The sequence below is a fragment of the Bacillus licheniformis DSM 13 = ATCC 14580 genome (assembly GCF_000011645.1).
In the GTDB taxonomy this organism is placed as follows: domain Bacteria; phylum Bacillota; class Bacilli; order Bacillales; family Bacillaceae; genus Bacillus; species Bacillus licheniformis.
Map to the genome: position 1 here is coordinate 3214685 of NC_006270.3, position 21039 is coordinate 3235723.

A 21039-nucleotide genomic window follows, 5' to 3' on the forward strand; every position below is an offset into this window, starting at 1 on the left:
CCTTCATTTCTCCTTCCTCAATCTGACACTGAGGCTCCCAGGGTGTTTGCAAAATGAGAAAGAGCCCAGTCGTGTCCGTCCGGGTTAAAGCTAGCCACTGCGTTTTGATGAATGACAAGATTAAACCCTTTATTATAAGCATCTACTGCGGTATGGAGCACGCATATATCTGTGCATACGCCAACAAGGTGCAGTTCTTGAATATCCCTTTCACGAAGCTTCAGCTCGAGGTTTGTCCCGGCAAAAGCAGAGTACCTTGTTTTTTCCATGTAATAGACATTCTGATCGTGTTCGTGTTTTCGATAAAGCTTTTCAAGCTTCCCGTATAAATCCTGTCCTGATGTACCTTTTATATTATGCGGAGGAAACAAACGGGTTTCCGGATGAAGCGTATCGCCGGCCTCGTGTGAATCGACTGCAAATACGACATAATCGCCGTTTTGAATAAACGTATCCGCGAGACGCGCCACGGCGTCTTCGATTTTGCGGCCGGGTTCCCCGCACGTCAGCTTACCGTCAGCTGCGACAAAGTCATTCGTATAATCTATACATATAAGAGCTTTTTTCATTGCCGCCCTCCCCGCCTTTTGTATGATAGGTAACATTATAACTTATCTAAACGGACAAGTGAATGGCGAATCAATCGAATATGGCTGTCAAGCCGCGCCAGCAGCGGTTTTTTCTTTTTCAGAAAAAAACAAAAACCACGGGTTCGGGACCGCCTTGCGGAAGGCGCGTGCGAAAACCCGCACCTCATCTCTTGTTTAAAACCGACTGCTCAAAGATATCGTCCTGAACATAAATCGATTCTTTCTCTACGGCCTCACGCGCCGCGAGAACAAGTCCAAGGGGAGTGTCCGATTGCTGATCGGACACGATCGAAAAAGGGACGCCTTGCTTATTGGACTCCTTGATGTAAGGAGATAAATGAGAGTAGCCGATTTCGCCGTTAAGCAATAATGTTGCATCCGCTTTTGAGCCAAGCGCATCGATGACTTCCCGGTATGCCTTCGGACGCAGCACTTGTCCTTTAGTCAATGCGATGATGACCCTTTCCCTCAGCGAGCCTAAAAACAGTCTGCGTTCATCCGGCTTCGTTTCGCGTGGTCCGTACATTCCCTGCTGTAAATATTGATCCAATGATTGGTCGCTCACGTCTTAGACCCTCCAGTTTTATCCTGCTGGCAGCGTTTTTTAAGCTGCATTTTTTTATCAGTATGCCCACGAAAACAGCGGGCATGAGCCCGTGCTACATTTCGGTCACCCATTGTACGATCTTTTTGGACAGCTCCTCGGCCGCATCCGACTCAGCCACTTTCGACAATGACCGGTCAAGCTTTTCGGCGAGTTCTGCTTTTTCTTCCTCATAGGAAATCAGCGTGCTCCACTCCAGTTGCGGCACAGCCACAAGCGTATGAAATTCCTTTTTATTTTCATGGAGGTAAACGTCTGTGATCATCTGATCTTCGTTTAAGATGTTTGCCTTCCTGATTTTCATCTTTGTCACCTGCCTTATCTATCTTTTTTCCCATTATACTATAAAAAAGAAACAGCCTCTTTAAAAGAGGCTGTCACAGGTTCAATGACTGGGAACCGTCCATCACATCCGCATCTGTGAAGGTCGTTTTATTGATATCGTTATGAATCAATCCGTAGTCCCCTGTTTGAAATGTGCCCGCTCCTCCTCCGGAGGAATCCGTGCACTTCGGGGAAATCGCAAACACATCTCCAAAAAAGGCTGCGCTGTCATCAACGACTCGCCTGATAAAAATCGGTCCGACAATTGCCGGCATTTTCACACCTCCGCCATTTAATTTATTAGCATCATATGTGAAAATGGGCAAAACGTTCAGACTTCAGGATTTTCCGCCGTTTCTTTTTTATACCTCTGCCTTAAACGGACAAGGCGGACGATATTCAATGTAAAAGCCTTGAGCAGGGCATAAGCCGGAACGGCCAGGATCATGCCGAGAATGCCTCCGAAGCTTCCGGCGCCGATTAATAAAAGGATGATCGTCAGCGGATGCGTATTCAAGCGGCGGCCGATAATCAGCGGCGACAGCAGATTCCCGTCTGTCTGCTGAACGGCAACGACGATGATCAGCGCGATCAATGCTTTCGTCGGCGAGTCGAGAAATGCGATAATGACGGCCGGCGCCGCTCCAAGAAACGGTCCGACATATGGAATAATATTCGTCACGGCAATGATCAACCCGAGAATCAGCGCGTATTTCACACCGGCGATCCAAAAACCGATGAAGCACGCCGTTCCGACGAACAGACAAACAATGAGCTGTCCTTGAATGTAAGCCGCCAGCGTCTCGTACAAATCCTTAAAAATCTTCAGCCCTTCATTTTTATACTTGTCAGGCAGGATCTTGACAGCCAAATTCGGGAAACGGTGGCCGTCCTTCAGCATATAAAACAGGATGAACGGCACGGTAACAGCCGTGAGCGCAATGTTGGTCACAACGCCGAATACAGAAGTCAGGCTCCCTGTAATATTTTCAGGCAGGCTCGTCAAATATTCGCCGATTGAGCTTTCGATTTTGGCAACCGATACGAAGTCCTGATTCATTATCCAAGTGAACCACTGCGAATTCGACATTTGCTTAATGAAAATCTGGATCTGTTTCACATAGGAGGGGATGTTGTTGAACAGATCGGTAACCTGCTTTGTAAATACAGGACCGACTGCTGACAATACAAACCCGATGAATGCCACAAACACCAAATAGATCAGCAGAATGGACAGCGTTCTCGGCAGCTTTTTCTCAAGAAGCCGCACGATCGGATTGAATATAAAATACAAGATTCCCGCAATTAAAATCGGAGTAAATAGAGTCGATGCAAATACGATGATCGGTTCGAAAAGAAAAGACACTTTTGTCGACACATAAATGATAAGAAGAACCAATAAAATTTGCAGCGTCCAAAAATGGGTTTTTGATTTTAACAAGCTTTGTTTCCTCCCGGCTTTTTTCATTAATCTAAAAACTACTATTCACACTAACGTCTGTCAACTGTTTTCCTTCCATTCATACGAAAAAGCTTTGACAGGGTTTCATATTTCAGCGCCTTTTGAATAAAAAAGATTGACAGCTCCTCCTGTTGTAATTATCATGATTACAACAGGAGGGTGGTTTGATGAAGATCAGCAGCAGATTTACGATAGCCGTACATATGTTATCCTTGATGCACGTCCGAAGCGACCATTTGACATCAGAGCAAATCGCAGACAGCGTCAATACCAATCCGGTCATCATCCGCCAAATCAGCAGATTGCTGAAAAAAGCGGGCTTGATTGAAGTAAAGCGCGGCACAGGCGGAGCGCACTTATTACGGGATGCCGGCGCCATTTCTTTGTATGATGTCTATAAAGCTGTCGAAGTTGTCGGTGAAGGCGAACTGTTTCACACTCACGAAAACCCCAATCCTGATTGCTGGGTTGGCGCGAATATCCACCAGGTTCTTGAGCTTGTTTTATTAAAAGCGCAAACAGCCATGGAGAATATACTCAAAGAAATGTCTATAAAGGAATTGACTGATCTGATCATCCAAAAAAAGAATGCTTCTCAGTGAGGCATGATTTTTTCAACTCGTTGTAATAACTATACTTACAACAAGCATCTGGCACTGTGTTTTTTTCACCTCGTTGTAATATTGTTCATTACAACGGAATAAAAGGAGGTGGTTCCATGTGATCAACACAGGCAAATTCGGATTTCCATCACATTAAGGGAGGACTTAACATGACGAATCATATAAAAGAAATCAACTGGGAGCAAAACACCAACTCTTACATTCAGCTCATACCGAATATTGAGTACACAAAAGTGGAAGACACTTCTTTGACATTACATTTGCTGGTGTACCGCAATCCAATGGATGCGTTATTTAACAGGAAAGGCAATCAGGAAACATACCCGCTGATCATTTATTTGCAAGGGTGCGGATGGGGCTGGACAAAACAGGATACATCCGCCTTTATCCCCCAACTGGTTCCATTTGTCGAGCAAGGATATGTCGTGGCAAGCGTTCAATACAGAGGCAGCGGAGAGGCGGTGTTTCCGGCTCAGCTTCATGATGTGAAAACAGCAGTCCGCTTTTTAAAAGCAAATGCCGCCCGCTATAACATCGATCCTGATAGAGTCGGAGTCTGGGGGGATTCTTCAGGCGGCCATTTGGCTCTTTTGCTTGGATTGACCGAAGGAATTGAAGAATTTGAAGGCCCGGACGAATACCGTCATGTATCGAGCAAAGTCGATGCGGTTGCGGACTGGTTCGGTCCGGTCGACCTTCTGTCCATGAGCAAGTATCCGTCCATCTTCGATCATGATTCACCCAATTCACCGGAATCCAAGCTGATCGGCGGAGCTGTTCAAGAAAACAGAGTACAGGCGAAACAAGCGAGTCCGATAAGCTATGTTCACAGGGAAGCGCCTCCCATTCTGATTATGCACGGGGATCAGGACGATGTCGTCCCTTATCAACAAAGCGTCCAATTGTTTGAAGCCTTAATAAAAGAAGGCCATGATGCCCTTATGTATAAAATAAACGGGGCCGGACATAACGGTTTTACCCAGGCTCATACCCTGGACATCGTCAAATCGTTCTTCCGCAAACATTTAAAGCCTGGAAAAGCCTGAACATTGAAGGCCGGATATCCGGCCTATCAGTGTATATTCCTCTCTTTTATGAATATTTTCTAAATTTTTTTCAGTATATCGGTATAAAGTTCACCTTCAGAAAATAAGATGAAAACGCTTACAAATAAACCATGAGGTGAACAACGATGAAAAAACTGGTGCTGCTCATGCTTGTTTTGCTGCTCGTGTATCCGCATGTATCGAAAGCGGGAGGATTTAAAGGAGGAGGCGGCAATCCGGGCTACTGGTTCGCGGGAGACCCTGTAGAACATCCCGATCCCGCAAAACCGCCGATTGTATTCGTCCATGGATTAAACGGCTCTTCAAGCGCTTGGTTTGACGAAAACGACATGGCGGAACAGGCCTGGAAAAACGGGTATGACGCGGCTTTTATCGATCTCCACCCCGATAAAGACATGCAGGACAACGGAGCGATGCTGGCCGCCAAACTGCGCGAAATCTACCAGTATTTCGGCCGCAAGGTGATTCTCGTTTCCTACAGCAAAGGCGGAATTGACAGTCAGTCGGCTCTTATTCATCACAACGCATACCATTATGTCGAGCGGGTGATTACACTCGGAACCCCCCATCACGGCTCACAGCTGGCAGACCTTGCCTACAGCAACTGGGCAGGATGGCTAGCCGATATTTTAGGCCAGAAAAATGACGCCGTTTATTCACTCCAGACAGGGTTTATGAAATCGTTCCGCGACCAGACCGACAATCATCCCAATCGATTGAAAACCAAATATTTTACCCTGGCAGGCAATAAAATCGGCGGGTTCGGCAGCGCTTTATTTTTCGGGGGCGTCTATTTAAACATGTTTGGCGAAAATGACGGAGCCGTCACTGAAAAAAATGCGAGACTCCCTTACGCCACAAACCTGGATACAGGGAAGTGGGATCACTTCTCAATTATTAAAGGAAACCTCACGTTTCCTGTATTCATGCCTTTACTGACGATTCAGGCAAATGCAAATGAAACTGCGGCCACCAAAGAAAACTTATCGTACCCTTTCATCAGAGGGGGGGAAAATCATGGATTGAGAGAAGAGGAGTTTGCCGTTGAAAAAGGCGTCAAGGAGATAACCGTTCACTGGCTGAGCAATCATTCCTCGGGAAATATCAAATTGACAGATCCACGCGGCAAGCCGTTCAAAGATTTTTCAATCGCAAAGACGGCGGATGTTTTTGAAGGGGGGTTCGTCCATTCCGCTGCCATCAAAAATCCCGCGGCAGGCACTTGGAAGATCGCATCATCCGTCAAACAAAAAGAGGCGTTTTTGTTCATTGTGACTTTCGATTCTCCTCTAAACCAGCAAATCAAAAACGCAGTCACCAGAGAATCGTCAAACCTTGCGAATGTTAAGGCGTCCGTCCGCTCGATCCGCTACGAAAACGGAAAACAAGCCGAGAAAAAGTCGCTGAAACCTGCTTCTATCAATGCGCTGCAAAACAGCCTGTCATTCAAAAAAGCCGGCATGTACTCGGTGACGATAGACCTTTCAGGAAAAACGGCAGACAACTCGCCGTTTAACAGGACGATCATCCGCTCTATTTATGTAAATGACAAAGGGGAAAAGTTTGAAAACAGCCCTTTGTCCGATTAAACCGTTCTTTTCATGGGAGATAAGGATTCATCGACCATGCGGTCAAGCTTCCGGATTTTTTCAAGCGCCAGCTTATGATCGATTTTGCGGTAATGGTGGTTTCCGCCCGGCTCTTCGTCCAGCTCATCCGCTTTTTTGACGATTTGCTGCAGCTTGTTTTTATCAAGGTCCCCTTCTGGCAAATAGGAATCCGTATGAAGCAGAATCGCCAAAGCAATCTCTTTGGCCGCTTTCCGATCTTCGCCGAGGCGGATGAGAAGCTTGTGGGCGCGCTCGGCTCCCTTTATTGCGTGAATGTCGTTTTGCTTGTATTTTTCATAATCCCATTCTCCGTCGGTGTACCATTCATAATGGCCGATATCGTGCAGCAATGCCGCTTTTGTCGCGATATCGGGATCTACTCCAGCTCGCACCGCCAGGCGGTATGAGTGATAGGCGCAGGCTACAGCATGAGCTACACCGGAACGAGTTAAATATTTTTGTGCGATTGGATGGGTGAATACATCCATTAAAGTTACGTTTCTCATGTAAACCCCTCCTTTATATATTTTTAGAATCCTAACATATTTTCATGCAAATCTCAATTGATCTGGCACATCATATTCAAAATTGATAAATAAAAAACAAGCACAATCGATTCGATGTGCTTGTTTTTTTATTTTTTACAAAAACTCTTTAATATCATACACTCTGCCGTTTTCAAAGTCGGTCTCAAGCAGGTCGAGCAGAATGCCGGCCACATAAGAGGTGCTTCTCAGCTTTCCTTCTGTTTGATAGGTTTTGAATCGTTCAATTTCATGAAAATCTTTTTTCGATGATGAACGGATAACCTCTTGCATGCCGGTATCCATGATCCCGGGGGAGAAAGAAATCATCTTCACCGGATCAGACTCATCTTCCTGTTCAAAGCCGAATGTTTTCGTGAACATATCGAGCCCCGCTTTTGAGCTGCAGTAGGCACTCCATCCTTTATAAGGGTTTTTGGCCGCGCCTGATGATATATTGACAATCGATTTTTTGCCTTTATATGGCTTGAGCCATTTGGTAAACAGCTGGCTGAGCATCACCGGCGCTAACAAATTCAAGTCATAATGCAGCCTCAGTTCTTCCGGTTCAGCTTCGCCGGCGCGCTTGATCGGCGTCACCATTCCCGCATTATTGATCAAGGTGATCGAAGCAAAATCATGGGCTTGGACAGAATCTGAGAATTGCCGAAACCACTTTTCTGTTTCGGCGAGCTGCGCCAGATCGGCCTCATGCTGGATCAGCCTGTCATGACTGATATCAGACTTGGTCCTTGAAACAGCATGAACAATATGGCCTTTTTGCAAAAGCCCTTCGGCCATCGCGGCGCCAAGCCCTTTTGACGCTCCGGTAACAATGGATAAATGCATACGGCGTCCCTCCTTATCCATTATTGTACTGATTCATCAGCCCGCTTCTCAAGTGCTGCGGTTTTCTGCGCTAAGAACAGCCAACCAAAAGACAGCCGCACCGACAGCACCTTACAGAACCTCGGACTTTTCATTGCTGAGCGCTCTTATTTTTTCTGCTGCCCGCTGACTTTCGGAATCAAAAAGAACAGACCGGCGATGCAAAGAAGGATCAGCAGACCGTATAGAATGGGCAGGAAGATGGATTGCCGGTTTTCCGCAGAGTCATCTTCCCTTCCCGATAAGGACGGATTTGCCGAGAATGACAGGTCAAGCTGCTTTAGCTTTGAAGCCACGGAATTGCTTTCATTCGTGAAGCTTCCGGACAGGCTTTTCAGCTTTTCGATAGCATCTTCTTTTTTCGAATCTGTAAATGAGAATTCCTTCAGTTCTTCTGGAATTGATATTTCCTCTTTGTATTCCGCCTCTTCTTCCTGAAGGTAGTCCGTCTCGATTTTAATATCCTGCTTTTCGTACTCGTTTGGCTTTACATCGACTTTATCGGTTTCCTCCGCCTTCGCGATCGGAGTGAAAAGAAAGAAGGAGAGCATGACTGCCATGATCCCCTTCTTTCCCCATTTCGCATTACGCATCATGGTCAGTCTCGCTTTCTTCTGTTCTTGATTTTGCAAAATCGACAATAAAAGGAACAGCAATTGCGATGATCGTGATTAAAATTAATGCTCCGATTCCGAGTGCAAACTGGCTTCCAGTTCCGTACTGAATCGACATATATACGGTTGATACCGGATTGTTAAAGCTGAAGTTCGGCATCGCCAGGTCAAGCAGCGGCGCTACATAGAACAGCACCATGGCGGCTGTCGCGATTCCGCCTGCGATCGATCCCAGCATAAACGCCGTCCGGATAATGGCTGAACTTGCGACAAGCAGCAAGATCGTAAAGACCGACCACATGACGGCCTGATCGTCTGCGAGTGAGTAAATGTTCAAACCGAACAGGCTGATCATCAGTCCGACAATGATATTCAAAATGCCGAACAGCGCGCCCCTGACTAAGAGCGGAGCATTTTGATAATGGTGGCTGAAATATCCGATCAGCAAGCTGGAAAGCATCACAATCACGAGAATGACGACCGGCGGTACGTTTTGCGCTTTTGACTCTGGAACATCCCCGCTGATTTTCACCGGACTTGCCAGATGATCGTATACATATCCGTCGTTTCCTCCGAACGCATTTCCGAGAATGCCGTATACGTCTCCGCGGATAAGCTTTGTCGTCGCGACATTTTGACCCCAGTTTGAATTCAGGGTATCCGCTTTTTTCTGAACATCGTTTACACTTTCCTGAATATTGCTCGTGTACTCGATGACGCCTGATTGCGTTTCCGACAAGGAACCGAGCATGTTGGACAGCTGCAAAATGTCATTTCCAAGCGTATCCTGCATGCTGATGACCATCGTTCCATCTGTCGCATCTCCCTGCATGACTGCTGTTCCGGCGCCTTCCGGATTGCGCAGCTGTTCAGATACGGCATTTGCTCTGTCTGAAATCGTGCTGAGCTCATTCAGCACGTCAGTCTGCTTCTCATTAATGAAATCGCCGTAGCTTTTGACGAAATCGGTCATGTCTTTTGTATAATTTTCAATATCTTCATTTGTAGACAGCATGTTGTTTTTTAAATTGCTCCATTTTTCCGCTTCGGTTTCACCGATTTTAAGGACGGTATTCACGCTGTCTTTTTTCGCGGAGATGACATTGTTCTTAATTGTATAATCTACTGATCCGTATAGCGTTGTTTCATAGTTTGAAAGTAACTTATAGTATTTAAGTAACTGGTCTACATCTCTCGTACGAATCGTTGACTCAAAAGCCTTGCTTAACGTTTCTCTTCGATCACTATCTTTCGGAAGATACTCTAATATGCCATTTTCAATTTTTTTAATACTATCATAGATTACATCAAAATTTTTATTGAGATTCTCAATATCCACCTTCAAATCTTTGATTTCATGCTTTAAATCCTTAATGTTTTCTTTCAGACTACTAATTTTCTTATTTAAGTTTTCAATCTGTTTTTCCAGCTCTTCGTTATGAGTGTCCTGTTTAGCACGAAGATCTTCTTCCAATTTTTCAAGCCTTGCTGCGGCTTCGTTCAATTGTTCTTTTAACTTAGCATTCTCATCTTCCGGTTGTTCGTTTCCAGGTTTCAGCTGTTGATCATCTTCACCCGTCCCTTGATCATTTATCTCATCTGAAGGAGTTGCCGCGTCGCCTTGCTGACCGTTTTCCCCGGTTCCAGGGGAAGGTTCTTGTCCTTGATTCGGGTCTCCGGCAGATGGTTCTTTATCTCCTGAATTGTCGCCTTCATTCCCTGAGGAATCCTTTAGCCCGTCCGATAATTCTTTAAGATCAGCCGCAATGCTCTTCAATTCATCTTGCTGTTCTTGAAGATCAATTTTTAGATCTTTTGGTTCTTCTTCATCACCTTTATCCTGATCTTCTTTATCTTCATTACCTGGGTTATCATTTGAATCATCTTCTGAGCCTTTAGCCAGTTCTGACCGCATTGAAATTAAATCAGGTTGAAGCCCTCTGAGTCTCTCTAGTTTCGTTTGATCCTGATAATCATCGATCAACTGTTTCTGAATACTTTCAATCCCAATCGCCTGTAAAGGCACCTGATTTTCCCGCATCGTTTGCAGGTTTTGAAAAGAGTTCGCAGTCAGGCTGAATTGATTTTGCAAGCCGTTGAACGAAGCGGCCATGCCGCTCATTTGTTCATTGAAACGGCTTGTTGCGCTGGACTGCTTTTCCTTAATCACCGTAAGTCCGTCTTGAATCTGGCCTTCGCTGTCCGCTTGTGCAGCCATCAGCAGCTCCGACTGCTTCTCTTGATATTGTTTGTATTGATTGACGTTGTCGACGAAGCTGTCCAATTGTTTTTTGGATTCTTCGACGCTTGCGTTGCGTTCTTTTGATGTGCCTTCTGTTTCATTGATCGATTCTTTCAGTCTGTCGATCATCTCTTTTTGTCTTTCTACTTCGCCAGCTAAATTGTTGGAGCTCGGCTTGTAAAAATTGTACATCGCGTTTTGGAACTCCGACTCTTTGTTTACGATGCTGTCAAACTCTTTTCTGACCTTTTTGACTCCCTGTTTGACAAAGCGCCAGTACAGGGAAGACATTTTCTTGCTCACCGTTTTTTGCGCGTCCTGAAGCTCGCGCTGGACTTTTTCCTTGTTGACGGCGTCGAGCTGGTCCTGAATTTTGAATTCCAGCTCCGCTTTTTGCGGACGCTCATGGTTGTAGCTTAAAATGTTTTGCGAAAAGTCCGACGGAATGTAGACAATCGCATCGTATTGCTTCTCCGCAAGTCCGCTTTCTGCTGCGCTCCGGTTGACGACCGTCCATTTATAATCCGGACGGTCAACCAGGGAAGCCGAGATTTCGTTTCCCAGCAGCGCATCTTGATCAACGGTTCCGTCATCTTTCAAAACGCCGGTATCCTCATTGACAACGGCGATTTCCCTTGTCGCGTTCGATACCTTTTTCGTCGGGTTCTCACCGATGAAATGAAAAAACAGGACGGGCAGCAAGATGATCGTGACGATGGCGCTGATAATTTTCAGCGTGCTTTTTTGTTGTTCCGTCATTTCGCTTTCTTCCTTTCTACAGCACATAAAGGAATTTGAATTTTCCTCTCTTTGCCGTTTTCAACGATATAGCCAAAGCCCGGCAGAATTTCCGGCTCCTGGCGTTCATATGGGAGCTGAATCAAGTTCTGCTCGGATTTTTTCATCAATAGCATCGCGTGTCTGACCTGCTTGACTTCGCTTGTCAGCGAATCATAGCCTTTTGTGAACTCGCTGTGATTTCCGGCAGGTATAAAGTGGAAACCTAAATGGGCGTAAGATTTCATGAACATCGCCATTTTGTCCTGAATCGATGCGTCGATCGTCTGCTGGAACCGTGAAATTCCGTCGACAATAAAGACCATCGGTGAGAAATCAAGGTTGGCGATTTCTCCTTGTTTAACGGCTTCCAAATACATCGCTTCCCTTGTCCGGCAAATTTCTTCCGTCTCAGCGAGCCAGAGCAGAATGTCGTCTTTTGTTTCTAGATAGCTGATTTGATCCTCTGTCGCATATTGAGAAAGCCCTCTGTCTATCGAATCAAACACGGCGATTTTTTTCGTGTCATGGTCAAGCAGGTGCTCGAGCATGATCTTGATGACGTTTGTTTTTCCGCGCTGCGTCTGACCCATAATGAGGCAGTGCTTATTTTTCTCAAGATTAAAGTATACGGGTTCGACAGTTTCTTCATCGAGTCCCATTGGAATAAGGCCTCTTTCAGGCTGAAGCGGATAATCTCTCACAAACTGTGTGACGGAAAGCTCGAGCGGCAGCATCGGCACAGGCGCCGGCTTTCTCATGCCTTCCGAGCGTTCTGCGATCGCCTGAATGTCGGCTTTGATCCCTTCAAACAGCTCGATATCGTTGTCCGCTTCCACAGGCATAAACATTTGTGCGAAGTATTGGTTTTCTTTATTGATAATAACGCGTCCAGGGATCGGTTCAAGGCTGAATTCCGGCCTTCCGATAATCGAATATGCTTCAGACTGATCCATCAGATAGTGGACAACCCTCGTTTTCAGGTTGTTCAAGAGCGACTGTCTGATTGCATTGACCCTTGTCGCGGTCAGGATTAAATAAATTCCAAGCGACTGGCCGTCTCGTGAAAACTGGATAAATTCGCTTTCGAGTTCATGCATTTCGTCTTTAATGATGTCAAAGTTGTCGACCGTTATGAAAATAAACGGCAGCTTTTCCTCATTCAGCGCATTGTACATCTTGATATGGCTGATTTCTTTTGCACGGAAGAGATTTTTCCTGTGCTCGATTTCCGCCTTGATCCGGACCATAAATTTCTCGATTTTTCTCGTTTGGTCCATCAGGAAATAATCCGCGGTGTGCGGAAGCCTTGCAAGCGGAAGCAGCGTTCCGTTGCCAAAGTCGAAAATGTAGTAATGCAATTCTTCCGGCGTATACTGTTCGGCAAAGCTCATCATGAACGTCGTGGCTGTCAGGGATTTTCCGTAGCCTGACGAGCCGACGATGCCGATATTGCCGTCTTCCATCATGCGGTAGCTGATCGGCTCCTGGCTTTGCTTTTCAGGTTCATCGATATAGGCAAAGTTAAAGGCATCGGCTTCCTCCGACGGATAGCGCGTTTTCGGTATGCGTTCTTCAAGCGGCGGCAGCCAAGGGCTCGGGAGCTTCTCGATTCCCATCTCCGCTTGAATCCGTTCAATTTGTTCGACGACTGCCGAAATTTCCGTCACAGCCTCTTTTTTCGCAGCGCGATCAGCATCAACATCTGATAAAGGAATTAATCCGGTATCTGTGACGATCGCCACTTCATCCTCTGTGCCGTAGCCGTCCTCCATGTAAGGGGCTCCGCTCCATGCAGACTGGAACAGTTCATACACCTCGTTGTTGCCGACTTGCAAATAGCCGCGGCCCGTTACCGTGATGGTAGCCGCATCCCCGTTTTTGAGGATCTCTTTACTGTCATTCGCATCCTGCACCTTCAAGGCGACCTTGAATCTGGAGTTGCTCCAAATCTGGTCATCGATGATGCCGCCCGGTTTTTGCGTCGCCAAGATTAAGTGCACCCCGAGGCTTCGCCCGATCCTTGCCGCACTGACAAGCTCGCGGATAAATTCCGGTTCTTCGCTTTTCAGCTCGGCAAATTCGTCTGAAATTAAGAAAAGGTGCGGCATCGCCGTTTTCGCTTTTTTCTGTTTGTAAAGCTTTGTATAGTCGTTGATATGGTTCACTTTGTACTGATCAAAGAGCCGCTGCCTTTTCTTCAGCTCGCTCTTAATGGACGCAAGCGCCCGGTTGCTGAAGTTCTTGCTGCCTTCAATGTTAGTAATCGTTCCGAGCAAATGCGGAATGTTCCGGAACGGCTGCGCCATTCCGCCCCCTTTGTAGTCGATTAGCAAAAATGCGACTTCATGCGGGTGAAAGTGAACTGCCAAAGACAAAATATAAGTCTGCAAAAATTCACTTTTACCCGAACCGGTCGTTCCGGCAAGCAGCCCGTGGGGGCCGTGCGCCTTTTCGTGAAGGTTTAAATAAACAATGTCGTCTTTTCCTTTATAGCCGATCGGCACGGCCAAAGATTTGGCCGATTCGCTTGTCATCCATTTTTGTTCGATGCCGATGTCATCGACTTCCTTCACTTGGAACAGTTCGAGAAACGATACGGTATCAGGAATCGAATTCGTCATGCCCGTCTGGTGGTCAAGCGTTCTCAGCGTCCGGGAAAACTGTTCGTTGTCTTCCCTGTTGTGGTGATCCAGCTGAAACGGGATCTGGACGGCTTTCTTTTGCTTGATCAGAATGTCGCCTTCCTGTTCAGTAATATAACGAACAAGGGTATGAATGTTTTCGGACAGGCTTTCTTTTGTCTCTGCCGCCACGATTGTCGACACTCCGAGGTGTTTCTGCTTGCCTTCCAAATATTCTAAAATGACGTGTTCTGCGATGAGCTGCTGATTTGTGATGATAAACACAAAGTGCGGCTTAAACAAAGTCTTCTTTTTGTTTTCATCTAAATCCCGTTCTCTCAAAATCTCATATATGCTTGAAAGGAGCTGATCTCTCGTCTGTTCGTTGTAAATAAACCCTTTCGCATAAATATGAGGCATCTGAAAATGCGGGAGCCACTTCATCCATTCCCATTCTTGATACTCGGCTTCGTCAAAAATAAAGACAAAGCGCAAGTCATGATAGCTGTGGAAAAATGCGAGCTGGCCGACAAGCTGATGAATTTCATTTTTGACGACGGACAATTTTCCGACGACGCCCATCGGGCCTTCGGCAAGATTCACAGTGATCGGCGCATTTTTCAGCTCTCTGTAGACCTCTTCCATTTTTTGCGTTTGTTCAAGGAGATGGTCTGTATCGCGGTTGGCCAAATCTCCGCCGTTCAAATTGATTTGGTACGAAGATGCAACATTTCCCGTTCCAAGGCGGATTTGCAGAAAATCGGCGCTTTCAATCGATTTTTCCCAAATTCGTCCGCTGATCTCCTTTGTTAAATATTTCATTCTCTCAAATGTAGGAAAATGGAAATCAAGTACGAACTTTTGTCTTTCTGCAAGTTCATGCAGCTCTTTCTTTTTGTTTTCAAGGTAAAGGGTATAGACCCGCTCTCTTTTTTCTTCTCTTTTTTTACGCTGATTTTTGTCGCGGAAGTACTGCACGGTTGACGTAATCAGCGTCATCATAAACATCGCAAGGGAAACGATGATAAAGATCCCCCGCGGCTGAATGAGCGCCACGATCCCCATGACGATCAGCATGACGAGCGGAGGCAGAATCATCAGCCATAGGCCTCTGTTGTCTCCGTCGCTTTCCTGTGCCGGGAAGCTGAAGGATACTTTTTCATCCGGCAGGTCGTAAATCATTCTCGGCGGCCTGCGGTATTGCGGATATTTATTTTTTGTCTCGGAGCTCGGCTTAAGAATGTTCTCCAAAGACGTATCAAACTTCCCGAATCCCTCGATTTCCAAGAGGTCGTCTTCAACGATGCGAAGAATATTCAGTCCAAATGCGATTTCGTCTCCATTTTGCACGGAGACAGGGGCGGACACTTCTTCTCCGTTCAAATAAATTTTCGCGTCATTCGGCAGGACATTCCATTGCCCGTCGAGGCGGATGAAAGAGAACGTACCTTTTTCTCCAAAGAATGAATCCGTTTCATTGAAATAAACATCCGCTTCTTGATCGAGGGAAGAAATGACGATTTCCTGTCTCTCTCCCAAATAGTAGGCAGGAACGCTGTCGGCTTCTTCGGCTAAAAAGAGCGTCAGCTGTTCAGCGCCGCTTTGGACGGACGCCTTTCCGCCAAGCTTTAAAGAAGAGACCGTCTCCCCTCCCAGCTGCACGTTCAAAGCGTCTGAGTCCTTCTGCTTTTCCAGTGTCACCGGGCCTTTTTCAAATGAAAAATGCTTAATCGTGACAGAATGTTTCAAATCCGGCCCGATGGTGAGCGTGCGGCTGTTCTGATCATCCAGTTTTATTTTTTGATAGTTTTTATGATAAAAAATCCATAACAGACTCATTTCTCCGCCTCCTGCCAACAACAGGTGTTTTCGCTTTTATTTGTCATCTTTTTTCTTTTTGTCTTCCTTTTCTTTATTTTCTTTTTTCGCCTGTTCCTTCTCGGCCTTCTCCGTTTCAGCCTTTGCGGCCTCTACGTCCGCCTGGTTTTGCTCGGTGTTTGCCTGCTGGTTTTCTTCAGTTTTGGCTTTCTGTTCATCCGCTGTCCGCTTCAATTCTTCAAGTTCTTTTTCGAGCGGATCCAGCTGTTTCTGCCGCTCATCACTGGACAATTTATCATCGGCTTTAATGTCATCTGTGTATTTCATAAGTGCCAACATGATCTGTGCATTGTTTTCCAGCTTACGGGCCGTCTCAAGCGCTTCTTTATTGGCGCCGCGTCCGATCTGAATCCAGTAAAGGAAATTATTCGGATCGACTTGAAGCGTCAGGCTCTTCATGGCATCTTCCTGTAAATCGGCTTCCTTCAGTACATTGTCAACGATGATATACGAATAAGCCAGCTGATACTGAACAGAATCAGGCATCTCATCGGCATCATATTTATCAAGCGTACTGATGACTTTGCTGTACTGTTTATTTAAGAAGTAGCGGTTGCTTTCGATAAACGCCTGCTGTTTCGGCTGCGCGAAGAATAATGAATAGAAGGAAAATAAAACAGCCGGTATTAAGCATAAAATTAGTCCTAACCCTATGTACCTTTGAATCTTCCATTTCTTCTTCGGAAGATGGACAAGCATTTTTTCTTTGGCATCCAGTTCATCGATCCTCTTTTGAATGACGGCTTTCAAATCGCCGTATGTCCCGCTTGTGATGATGTCTTTTACCTGATCTGAAAATTTGATGGTTTCGCTGTATTTTAAATACTCTTCAAAAGAAAATTGCCCGTCGACAGCAAGCGCCGCGGCGGCTTTCACTTCATTGAAAAGTCTTTCTTCGTCGTGTTCATATGGCGGAATGCTTTCTTTCACTCCATAATGTAAAAATTTAGGCGTCAACCCTTTGTCAAAAACAATGTTTTCAGGCGCAGCGATCAGGTGCAGCCTTTTAATTGAATGTTCTTCAACGGCTTTCACGAGCTGGTACGCGAATAGCCACTTGCTTTTTTTATTTTTCCCTTTTATATAACGAAATTCTTTATATTCGGAAGGAGGCTGAATCATAATTTGGACTTCATCATCGGTCATGACGGCTTCTTTATTAAAGGAAGGATCGACTTCTTTAATGACGTTTGCTTCCAAGCCGTTCACAAGATTGATCTTCTCTCTTTGAAAACGAAAGATATATGTACCGTCTTCTTTCGTCATGACGGCCTCTAATTGGTCTTCGAGATACGTTTTCTTTTTCTCTGCCATTCATCCAGATCCTTTCATAATATTTCCAGACGGTCACCTGTCGTAATTCCGCATTGCGATAATGTATATTCGCCTGAAAAAACGGCATCTTTATTTGTCACCCTTACCCAGTAGCCTTCCCGGGGAGGCACCGGTATGCTTTTGGCTTGCCACGCAATGTCGACTACCTTTTTAACAGAATGGTAATCCGACAGTCTGAGGTCAAAGACGCTGCCGTCGTAATGTTTTAAATCGATGGTAATGTCAACATACACCAGTTCATCACCTCTCAATAGAAAAAGCGCCGTCATCTTCTTTTGAATTAGGCGCTTCTCTCATTCTTCTAATCTGTAAATTAGCCGCGGATTTGGCTAGCGATGTCTTGGTCAGTGCTTTCAAGAGTGTTAGCAGTCTGATGAAGCTGTTTAGAAACGTCGCTTAGAAGTTCAGCCATTTTAATAAAAGAAGGTCTTAGCTCTTGGTATTGCTCTGAGAACGCACGGCTTGATTCACCTTCCCACATATCTTGAAGCTGGTTGATCATTTGATCAAGACGCTGATTGACCTGCTCAGTCACATCTCCGCTTTCTTTTTGATATCTGTCAGCCATTTGCCGCAGTTCAGCCGGCGTAACACGAATGATTCCTGACATATTCCTTATACCTCCTGCGCTATTCGCCCTAGATATGGGCTAAATAACTTATTTTTTTGAACGCTTTTATTATAAAAACAAGATTGAGGCACAGTCAAACAAATCTGTTGTTATTTTACAAAATGAGTCTAAAGGTTTATCATTCCTCTATTTCCACCCAGCAAAAATTATAGAAATCTAGTAAAAATATCTCAATTTTCTTCTTTCGGAACATTCGCATCAAAAGGCATGGTTCAATGTGACTATCTGAGACTAAAGCGTTTCCATAGGATAAAGGAAGGATTGCCTATGCGCAAAAAAGCCCGCCTCTCTTAGAGGCAGGCTTGTCTTGATCAGCCCGCTTTCAAGCCGGCTGACTTTTGTTTTTCCTTATTATAGTGGTGCAAAAAGAAATCGTCAGTTTCCGCCCGAATGACTTTCCATAAGAGCACAAGGGCGATCAAGTTCGGGATCATCATTAATGCGTTTGCCGCGTCGGCAAAAGCCCATACAGTATTCAGGCTTGCGACTGCACCGTAATATGCAGCAATGACATAAACGACACGATAAAGCGGCACCCATTTTAAACCAACTAAATATTCCAGACATTTTTCTCCATATACATACCAACCGACAATGGTTGAGTAGCCAAAGAAAATCACCGAAAACGTGACGATGTATTTGCCCGCGGCTCCCAGCGAAGAAGCAAACGCGGCGTTTGTCAGCGCGCCGGCATCAAGCGATGCATCGTGGGCAACACCAGAAAGCAGACCGCCTGAAGGATCCCAGAATCCCGTGATAATGAGGACAAGCCCCGTCATCGTACAAACGATCAATGTAACGATGAAAGTTCCCGTCATCGCAACCAAAGCGGCCTTGACGGGGTGATCGGATTTCGCGTTTCCTGCGATTAAAGCAGCGGTACCAAGACCAGCTTCATTTGAAAAGATTCCTTTCGACATTCCGTTTCTGATCGCCTCAGAGACGACCACGCCAGTAAAGCCCCCCGCGGCTGACACCGGGTTGAAGGCGTGATAAAAAATCAGCTGGAACGCCGGAATGATTTGATCATAATGAAGGAAAATAATGATCAGTGATCCGCCGATATAAAGTATCGCCATGACCGGCACAAAAATGCTCGCAACCGTGCTGACACGCTGAAAACCGCCGAAGATGATCGCAGCCGTCAATACCGCGAGCACAAGGCCGATGATCCAGCCGGGAATCCCGAAGCTCTGTGTAACGACTTCCGAAATCGTGTTGGACTGGACGGAATCCCCGATTCCAAAAGAGGCAAGCACACCTGACAATGCAAATAAAACGGCAAGCGGCTTCCACTTCTTCCCGAGCCCTTTTTCGACATAGTACATCGGCCCGCCCGAATATTCGCCCCGCTCATTTTTGACGCGGTATTTCGTGGCGAGCAATGCTTCGCTGTATTTTGTAGCCATCCCTAAAAGACCGACGAGCCACATCCAAAACAAAGCCCCCGGACCTCCAACCGTAATCGCCGTGGCTACACCGGCAATATTTCCATTTCCGATCGTTCCGGCAAGCGTTGTCATCAGCGCCTTGAAATTGCTGACATCACCGTCTGCTCCGGCTGATTCTTTTTCTTTCCCGAATGCAAGTTTGAATGCATATATCAATCTTTTAAATTGAAGCCCCCGCAGGATGAACGTCAGAAATAAACCGGTTCCCGCAAGCATAACGATGCCCGGGACTCCCCATAAAAAGCCGTTGATTTTCTCTAGAATCGCCAATGTTCCTACTCCTCTTATTTCAGAATAATTAAATTTGGTTTAATACATCGCCGTGTTTATGAAAAATAATAAATCACCAGCGACTTTTTTGTTGATTTTAACAAACAACTATATTCATAATAAAAGTAAGATGGGTATATGTCAAAATTTTTTCATGCAAACATAAAAAGTAGGGGTTTTTTATGAACAATCGAAACAATCCTTTTAAATATCAATATGACCGTTTAGAAGATGTGGCAGATCATATCAGCGAGGTGCTGGACTGTCCGATTACGATAGAAGACATCAACCACCGCCTCCTTGCTTACAGCACCCACAGCGACTACACGGACCCGGCGAGAACGTCAACAATCATCGGAAGGCGCGTTCCGGAAAAAGTCATCAACAAGCTTTGGAAGGATGGAACGATTCCCGCCTTGATGAAAACCGACGAACCGATCAGGGTCGAACAAATCGATGAAGTCGGCCTGTCGAGCCGCGTGGCGATTTCAATCTGGAAAAACAGCGAGGTTATCGGTTTTATCTGGGCGCTGGAAAGCCAAAAAACGCTGTCGGAAGACGAGCTTCACCTTTTGAAGCTGGCCGCGGATTCCGTAAAGAACAAGCTGCTGCCTTATCAGGTCCGAAAAAGAAAAAATGAACAGCGCAGCCAGGAATTTTTCTGGAAGCTATTGACCGGGCACATTTCGGAAGATCAGGAAATCTCCGACGGCTTTCACCAGCTTGGCATCGGAGTTCCTTCAACTTATTCGGTCATCATCATCCGGCTGAAAGACGAAATCGAAGAAAAAACCGAAAAGCAGCTCCATTACTTGCTGGAAACGACGCAGCAGCTGCAAATCCTTCTGGCTACAATCGACTATAATGAGCTGATTGTCCTCGCTTCGCCAAAAACGGGGCAAAAAGGGCAGCCGTTCAATGATTTAAAGCAATTTGCCGCGAATATACAAAAGCAACTTGAAGAGCGCTATAAACTGAATAACTGCACGATCGCGATCGGCGGAATGTACAGCTTGATCACCCTTGTACACCAGTCTTATCAGGAAGCGCTCTCGGCGCTGAAGGTCAAGGAGCGTTTTCCCGATGAGACAAGGCACCTCGTCAGCTTTTCAGAGCTCGGCATCTACCAGTATCTCGACGTGCTCAGCGAAAAACGGAAACATGCAAGCTATCCAAACTATTCTTTAATGCAGCTTGAAGCATATGATAAAGAGCACCACTCCAATCTTGTCGAGACGCTTGAACAATTCATCGAATGCGACAGCAACGTCAACACCGCCGCAAAAAAGCTGAACATTCACGTCAACACGCTGAATTACAGGCTGAAACGCATCAGCAAAATCGCCGAAATCGATTTAAAAAACATCAATGAAAAATTTACGATTTATCTTGAAATCAAGCTTCGCAACATGCATTTGTGAAATTCCACAAATGCATGTTTTTTTATTTTTCGATTCAAACAAAGAAAATTCTAAAAAGTCAGTATAAACTAAAGCAACAGCATTTTTACAGAAAAAGGAGGAAT

18 protein-coding genes are annotated in these 21039 nt (G+C 45.6%); 4 read left to right on the plus strand and 14 right to left on the minus strand.

Translation table 11 applies throughout. From position 1 onward, the window contains the following. Positions 1-17: 17 nt before the first annotated feature. The 5 genes from TRNA_RS38090 to TRNA_RS38110 all read right to left on the minus strand — a co-directional run bounded on the left by TRNA_RS38090 (position 18) and on the right by TRNA_RS38110 (position 2959). Positions 18-569 carry a cysteine hydrolase family protein gene (locus TRNA_RS38090; RefSeq protein ID WP_003184868.1) on the minus strand — a complete coding sequence of 184 codons (552 nt, stop codon included), beginning with the start codon at positions 567-569 and terminating at the stop codon, positions 18-20. Between the two features lie 184 nt (positions 570-753). Then, positions 754-1155, minus strand: coding sequence for a YueI family protein (locus TRNA_RS38095; RefSeq protein ID WP_003184870.1), 402 nt, complete (start codon positions 1153-1155; stop codon positions 754-756). 94 nt (positions 1156-1249) lie between these two features. Continuing rightward, the gene (locus tag TRNA_RS38100) at positions 1250-1498 is read right to left on the minus strand and encodes a YueH family protein (RefSeq protein ID WP_003184872.1); all 249 of its coding nucleotides are present in this window, start codon (positions 1496-1498) and stop codon (positions 1250-1252) included. 73 nt (positions 1499-1571) lie between these two features. Continuing rightward, entirely contained in the window at positions 1572-1793 is a 222-nt protein-coding gene (locus TRNA_RS38105) for a spore germination protein (protein WP_003184874.1), read from the minus strand. 56 nt (positions 1794-1849) lie between these two features. Next, positions 1850-2959 (minus strand): AI-2E family transporter, encoded by a 1110-nt coding sequence (locus tag TRNA_RS38110; protein ID WP_003184877.1) that lies wholly within the window; start codon positions 2957-2959, stop codon positions 1850-1852. Positions 2960-3147: 188 nt separating this feature from the next. Here TRNA_RS38110 and TRNA_RS38115 point away from each other — a divergent pair, with 188 nt between their 5' ends. The 3 genes from TRNA_RS38115 (at position 3148) to TRNA_RS38125 (ending at position 6259) form a co-directional block, all read left to right on the plus strand. Further along, complete coding sequence (locus TRNA_RS38115) at positions 3148-3582, plus strand: Rrf2 family transcriptional regulator (RefSeq protein WP_003184879.1); 435 nt, start codon at positions 3148-3150, stop codon at positions 3580-3582. A 170-nt stretch (positions 3583-3752) separates the two neighbouring features. Then, positions 3753-4649 carry a prolyl oligopeptidase family serine peptidase gene (locus tag TRNA_RS38120; RefSeq protein WP_003184882.1) on the plus strand — a complete coding sequence of 299 codons (897 nt, stop codon included), beginning with the start codon at positions 3753-3755 and terminating at the stop codon, positions 4647-4649. A gap of 146 nt (positions 4650-4795) precedes the next feature. After that, positions 4796-6259 carry an esterase/lipase family protein gene (locus TRNA_RS38125; RefSeq protein WP_003184884.1) on the plus strand — a complete coding sequence of 488 codons (1464 nt, stop codon included), beginning with the start codon at positions 4796-4798 and terminating at the stop codon, positions 6257-6259. On the opposite strand, the gene TRNA_RS38130 is transcribed toward TRNA_RS38125, so the two are convergent. From TRNA_RS38130 to TRNA_RS38170, 9 genes are all read right to left on the minus strand, one after another. Further along, entirely contained in the window at positions 6256-6786 is a 531-nt protein-coding gene (locus TRNA_RS38130; protein WP_011198253.1) for an HD domain-containing protein, read from the minus strand. The two genes, TRNA_RS38125 and TRNA_RS38130, sit on opposite strands and share 4 nt — an antisense overlap. Before the next feature lie 135 nt (positions 6787-6921). Next, positions 6922-7653, minus strand: a complete 732-nt coding sequence (locus TRNA_RS38135) for a (S)-benzoin forming benzil reductase (RefSeq protein WP_003184888.1) — start codon at positions 7651-7653, stop codon at positions 6922-6924. A gap of 146 nt (positions 7654-7799) precedes the next feature. Beyond that, positions 7800-8288 carry a type VII secretion protein EssA gene (essA, locus tag TRNA_RS38140; protein WP_009329514.1) on the minus strand — a complete coding sequence of 163 codons (489 nt, stop codon included), beginning with the start codon at positions 8286-8288 and terminating at the stop codon, positions 7800-7802. Further along, positions 8278-11307 carry a type VII secretion protein EsaA gene (esaA, locus tag TRNA_RS38145; RefSeq protein ID WP_011198255.1) on the minus strand — a complete coding sequence of 1010 codons (3030 nt, stop codon included), beginning with the start codon at positions 11305-11307 and terminating at the stop codon, positions 8278-8280. Before esaA ends, essA begins: the two co-directional genes overlap by 11 nt. Next, positions 11304-15788 carry a type VII secretion protein EssC gene (gene essC, locus TRNA_RS38150; RefSeq protein WP_009329516.1) on the minus strand — a complete coding sequence of 1495 codons (4485 nt, stop codon included), beginning with the start codon at positions 15786-15788 and terminating at the stop codon, positions 11304-11306. Before essC ends, esaA begins: the two co-directional genes overlap by 4 nt. A 36-nt stretch (positions 15789-15824) precedes the next feature. Next, a complete protein-coding gene (essB, locus tag TRNA_RS38155; protein ID WP_011198256.1) occupies positions 15825-17141 on the minus strand; it encodes a type VII secretion protein EssB in 1317 nt (438 codons plus the stop codon). Between the two features lie 14 nt (positions 17142-17155). Then, positions 17156-17395: an EsaB/YukD family protein gene (locus tag TRNA_RS38160; protein ID WP_011198257.1), complete on the minus strand. Its 240-nt coding sequence runs from the start codon at positions 17393-17395 to the stop codon at positions 17156-17158. Positions 17396-17475: 80 nt separating this feature from the next. Then, entirely contained in the window at positions 17476-17772 is a 297-nt protein-coding gene (locus tag TRNA_RS38165) for a WXG100 family type VII secretion target (protein ID WP_003184900.1), read from the minus strand. A 332-nt stretch (positions 17773-18104) separates the two neighbouring features. Beyond that, positions 18105-19514 carry an alanine/glycine:cation symporter family protein gene (locus TRNA_RS38170; RefSeq protein WP_009329518.1) on the minus strand — a complete coding sequence of 470 codons (1410 nt, stop codon included), beginning with the start codon at positions 19512-19514 and terminating at the stop codon, positions 18105-18107. A 182-nt stretch (positions 19515-19696) separates the two neighbouring features. Between TRNA_RS38170 and TRNA_RS38175 the strand changes: the two genes are divergently transcribed. Then, positions 19697-20935: a PucR family transcriptional regulator gene (locus tag TRNA_RS38175; protein ID WP_003184905.1), complete on the plus strand. Its 1239-nt coding sequence runs from the start codon at positions 19697-19699 to the stop codon at positions 20933-20935. Positions 20936-21039 lie beyond the last annotated feature (104 nt).